This window comes from Streptomyces sp. F001 (assembly GCF_004187715.1).
GTDB classification, from domain to species: domain Bacteria; phylum Actinomycetota; class Actinomycetes; order Streptomycetales; family Streptomycetaceae; genus Streptomyces; species Streptomyces flavusporus.
Window position 1 is genome coordinate 1 of record NZ_QZWF01000110.1, and the last position, 4,931, is coordinate 4,931.

4 protein-coding genes are annotated in these 4,931 nt (G+C 71.4%); 2 read left to right on the forward strand and 2 right to left on the reverse strand.

Annotated features, from left to right (window positions below):
• Window positions 1–800, forward strand: an 800-nt coding sequence (locus StrepF001_RS44470; RefSeq protein WP_129803757.1) for a metallophosphoesterase, incomplete at its 5' end; no start/stop codon positions are given.
• 32 nt (window positions 801–832) lie between these two features.
• On the opposite strand, the gene StrepF001_RS44475 is transcribed toward StrepF001_RS44470, so the two are convergent.
• Both StrepF001_RS44475 and StrepF001_RS44480 read right to left on the reverse strand, forming a co-directional pair.
• On the reverse strand, window positions 833–2,296 hold the full coding sequence (locus StrepF001_RS44475; RefSeq protein WP_129803758.1) for a HAMP domain-containing sensor histidine kinase: 1,464 nt from the start codon (window positions 2,294–2,296) through the stop codon (window positions 833–835).
• A complete protein-coding gene (locus StrepF001_RS44480; protein ID WP_129803759.1) occupies window positions 2,293–2,982 on the reverse strand; it encodes a response regulator transcription factor in 690 nt (229 codons plus the stop codon). The genes StrepF001_RS44475 and StrepF001_RS44480 overlap by 4 nt, the downstream gene beginning before the upstream one ends.
• Window positions 2,983–3,148: 166 nt before the next feature.
• On the opposite strand from StrepF001_RS44480, the gene StrepF001_RS44485 reads away from it, so the two are divergent.
• Window positions 3,149–4,931: MMPL family transporter (locus StrepF001_RS44485; protein ID WP_129803760.1), on the forward strand; the 1,783-nt coding region annotated here is incomplete at its 3' end.

Here is a 4,931-nt window from a genome sequence, read left to right on the forward strand (position 1 = left end):
CGGTTCCGACGGTTCCGACGGCCGCCGCGGCGGCCGTCGGAACCGTCGGAACCGGTACGTACGGCGTCCTGAACGGGCCGGGTGTGAAACGCGTCACCGTCCCGCTGGCCAAACTCCCGCGCGCGGCGCACGGTTTCCGGATCGCGGTGGTCAGCGACATCCATCTGGGCCCGGTCCTCGGCCGGGGCTTCGCCCAGAAGGTCGTGGACACGATCAACTCGACGCAGCCCGACCTCATCGCGGTCGTCGGCGACCTCGTCGACGGCAGTGTGAAGGACCTGGGGCCCGCGGCCGCGCCCCTCGCCCAGCTGACGGCCCGCCACGGCGCCTACTTCGTCACCGGCAACCACGAGTACTTCTCCGGCGCCGAGCAGTGGGTGGAGGAGGTACGGAGACTCGGCCTGCGCCCCCTGGAGAACGCCCGTACGGAGCTGCCCCACTTCGACCTCGCGGGGGTCAACGACGTGGCCGGCGAGGAGGAGGGCAACGGCCCGGACTTCGCCAAGGCCCTCGGCGACCGGGACGCGGCACGCGCGTGCGTGCTCCTGGCCCACCAGCCCGTGCAGATCCACGACGCCGTCGAGCACGACGTCGACCTCCAGCTCTCCGGCCACACCCACGGCGGCCAGCTCTGGCCCGGCAACCTCCTCGCGGCGGCAGCGAATCCGACGGTCGCGGGCCTGGAGCGCTACGGCGACACCCAGCTGTACGTCAGCCGCGGAGCGGGCGCCTGGGGGCCGCCCACGCGCGTCGGCGCACCCTCCGACATCACGGTGATCGAGCTGGCCTCGCCCCGGTGACAGGGCGAAGGGAGCGGCGGCGGATCTGAGCCCTACACGGGCGCAGCCGTCCGCGCCGGCAGGGTCACCGTCACCGCCAGCCCCTCGCCCGGCGCCGTACGCACCGCCACCTCGCCGCCGTGCGCATGGACCACCCCCTGCACGATCGCCATGCCCAGCCCGCTGCCGGCGCCGCCTCCCGCGCGGAAGAAGCGGTCGAATATGCGGGCCGCGTCCTCCGTGCCGAGGCCCGGCCCCTCGTCGGCGACACACAGCCGTACCACCCCGTCGGAGCGCTCCACGTCGAGCCGCACCGGCACGTCGGCGGGTGTGTGGATACGGACGTTGCCCAGGAGGTTGCCGAGTATCTGACGCAGCCCGGACTCGTCGGCGTGCACCAGCAGGGAGCCGTCGGCACCGACCGTGATGGGCCGTTCGGGCTGCTGCACCCGCAGGTCCTCAGCCGCCTCCCGCACCAGCCGGCTCAGGTCGACATGGTGGAAGCGCAGTTCGGGCTGCTGGTCGAGGCGGGCGAGGATGAGCAGTTCGTCGACGAGCCGGCCCATGCGGTCCGCCTCCGCCATCACCCGCTCCCAGGCCCGCTTGCGGTCCGCCGGGTCGCGCAGCATGCCCTTGTCGTACAGCTGGAGGTAGCCGCGTATCGCGGACAGCGGGGTGCGCAGTTCGTGCGAGGCGTCGGCGACGAAGCGGCGCAGCTGGGAGGCGCTGCGTTCACGCGTGCGGTACGCCGACTCGACCTGATGGAGCATCGAGTTGAGGGCGAGGCGGAGCTGCTCCACCTCCAGGGTGGCCTCGCGGCTGGACGGCACGCGCCGGGTCAGGTCGCCCTCGGCGATCGCCGTCGACGTCTCGACCATGTCCTCCAGGGGCTGCATCCGGCGGCGCACGCTGAACATCGTGAGGCAGGCCAGCAGGGCCAGCAGCAGGGTGCCGACGGCGAGGTCGAGCTTGAGGGCTCTGGTGAGGACCTGGGTCAGCGCCTCGGTCGAGGTGGCGAGCAGGACGATGGTGCCGTCGGCGAGTCGGCCGGCGGTGACGCGGTAGTGGTCGCCCTGGACCTGGAGGTCGTGGGGCTCGGTGTCGGCCACGAGGACCGCGGGTTCCTTCACCGCGGCGGCCAGCGCGCGCTGGGTGTCGGTCGGCGCGAAACCGCCTATGGTCAGGGGACGCCCGGACTTGTCGACGGCCGCGAAGACGGAGCCCTGCACGAGCGAGTCGGCGTCGCCGCCGGAGGAGTCGGGAGCCATCTTTTCACTGAGGGCGAACAGCGCGGTCAGCGAGTCGACCTGCTCGAAGGTGAGCGGGGCGTCGCCGATCGAGGTGCGGGACGTCATCAGCTCGCGGTCCACGGTGTCCAGCAGGTAGATCCGCATGCCCATCAGGCTCACGGCGGTCGCCACGACGATGGAGAGCGCCAGCAGCACCACGTTCGCCAGCGTCAGCTTGCCGCGCAGCGAGTGCAGGCTGTGTCCGCAGCGGCCTTTGTACGGCCTCATGCCAGCCCGTACCCGACGCCCCGCCGGGTGGTGATCACCGGCGGTCCCAGCGCGTCCAGCTTGCGCCGCAGATAACTGATGTAGGTCTCGACGACCGTCGACTCGAGCGGGACATGCTCGTACTGCCAGACATGGCGCAGGAGTTGCTCCTTGGGTACGATCCGGCCGCCGTTGCGCACCAGGAAGCGCAGCAGGGCGTACTCGGTGGGGGTCAGCTCGACCGTGCGGCCGGCGCGGCGCACCGAGTACGTCGTCTCGTCCAGCTCCAGGTCGCCGTACCGCAGCGGCGGCCGCTGGGGCAGCACGTCGGCGGGGCGGGTGCGGCGCAGCACCGCGGTGACCCGGGCGACGACCTCGTCGATGTTGAACGGCTTGGTGATGTAGTCGTCGCCGAAGCCGAGGGCGCCGACGATCTCGGCGGGCGAGTCGCGCGCGGTGAGGAACACCAGCGCCAGGTCAGGGCGCCGCTCGCGCAGTTCACGGCCGAGGGCGCGGCCGTCGCCGTCCGGGAGCATGACGTCGAGCAGTGCCGCGTCGGGGCGGGTGCGCTCGGCGAGGGTGAGCGCCTCGCGGACGGTGCCCGCGGTCATGACCTCGAAACGGTGGTAGCGCAGGGCGATCGCGAGGACGTCGGCGATGCTCACCTCGTCCTCCACGATCAGCACGGTGCCGGGAGCCGTCGTCATGCCCCCAGTATCGGCGCGGGCACTGACAACCGTGCCGCCTTCGCTTTGGAGTTCGTTGAGAGTCATGGACCGGTCGTGTTCACGCGCGCGCGGCGCCGCCGATCCTGGTGCGCAGGACCTGGGGGACCAACCGACAACGGACGAAGGAGCGTTGAGCGTGGCGACATTGGCACGATGGTGCTATCGGCACCGGCTGGTGGTCCTGTTGCTGTGGGTGGGGGCGCTGTTCGGCCTGGGCTTTTCGGCATCGAGCGCGGGCACGAACTACGCGGAGGTCTTCTCCCTGCCGAACACGGACTCCAAGAGCGCGTACGACCTGATGCAGAAGGCCTTCCCGCAGCGCTCCGGGGACGTCGACACGGTGGTGTGGAAGGTCGACGAGGGATCGGTGCGGGACGAGGACGTGCGGTCCCGGATGGAGCCCGCACTGCGGGAGATCGGGGAGATGGACGGGGTCGGCGAGGTCGCCGGCCCGTACGGGGACCGGGGTGCGGCGCAGATCAGCGAGGACGGGCGCACCGCCTACGCCCAGGTCACCTTCGCCGAGCAGGCGAACGCGGTACCCAAGGAGCTGGTCCAGGACGTCGTCGACACGGCGCGGGACGCGGGAGGCGACGGCCTGCAGGTGGAGCTGGGGGGCCAGGCCATCACCCGCGTTCAGGAGCCGCCCACCGGCACCGCCGAACTGGTCGGCATCGTGGCGGCGGCCGTCGTGCTGTTCCTCGCGTTCGGTTCGCTGTTCGCGATGCTGCTGCCGCTCGTGGTCGCGATCTTCGGCGTGGGCACGGGCATGTTCTCCACCCAGTTGCTCAGCCATGTCACGAACGTGCCCGAACTCGCCTCGCTCCTGTCCACGTTGATCGGTCTGGGCGTCGGCATCGACTACGCCCTGTTCATCGTCACACGGCACCGGCGCGGCATCCTGCGCGGCATGGACCCAGAGGAGTCTGCGGCCACCGCCCTCAACACCTCCGGCCGGGCTGTGCTGTTCGCCGGCGGCACGGTGTGCATCGCGCTCGCCGGGATGCTGGTGACGAACCTGCGCTTCCTCGACGGTGTCGTCATCGGTACCTCACTGACCGTCGTCCTGAGCGTGCTCGCGGCCGTCACCCTGCTGCCCGCGATGCTCGGCTTCCTCGGCCACCGGGTGCTCAGCCGCCGCCAGCGCCGCAAGCTGGCCGTGCAGGGGCCCGAGCCGGAGCGGCCGAGCGGGCTCGCGGCCCGCTGGTCCGCGACCGTCCAACGGCGCCCGCGTTCCGTCGCCGCGCTGGGGCTCGTCGTGATGGTCGTCCTAGCGCTGCCCGTGCTGTCCCTGCGGCTCGGCACCGTCGACCAGGGCAACGACGAGGCGTCGACGACCACCAGGAAGGCCTACGACCTGCTCGCCGAGGGATTCGGCCCCGGTTTCAACGGCCCGCTCCAGGTCGTGGTGGACGGCGACGGGACCGACGGGCTGGTCACCGCCATCCGGGAGACGGAGGGCGTCGCCCAGGTCGCCGCGGCACCGCCCGCGAACGGCGTCACCGTGATCCAGGTCGTACCGACCACGTCACCGCAGGCCGTGGAGACCGACCGCCTCATCGACACCCTGCGCGACGACGTCATCCCGGACGCGGGGGCACAGGCCCATGTCGGTGGGGTGACCGCCGTGTCGAAGGACTTCGCGACCGTCACCGGTGACCGGCTGCCGTTGTTCATCGCGACGATCATCGGACTCGGCTTCCTGCTGCTGATGGTCGCCTTCCGCTCGCTCGTCGTGCCGCTGACGGCGGCCGTGATGAACCTGATCGCGGCCGCCGCGTCGTTCGGGGTGCTCGTCGCGATCTTCCAGTGGGGCTGGGGCCTGGATCTGCTGGGCCTCGGCAACGAGGGCCCGATCGCCGCGTTCCTGCCGATCATCATGCTCTCCCTGCTCTTCGGCCTCTCCATGGACTACCAGGTGTTCCTGG

What these genes read in the sequence shown, in the direction of transcription:
- StrepF001_RS44480 (WP_129803759.1), bottom strand. Translation starts at nt 2,982, where the DNA reads ATGACGACGGCTCCCGGCACCGTGCTGATCGTGGAGGACGAGGTGAGC.
- StrepF001_RS44475 (WP_129803758.1), bottom strand. Translation starts at nt 2,296, where the DNA reads ATGAGGCCGTACAAAGGCCGCTGCGGACACAGCCTGCACTCGCTGCGC.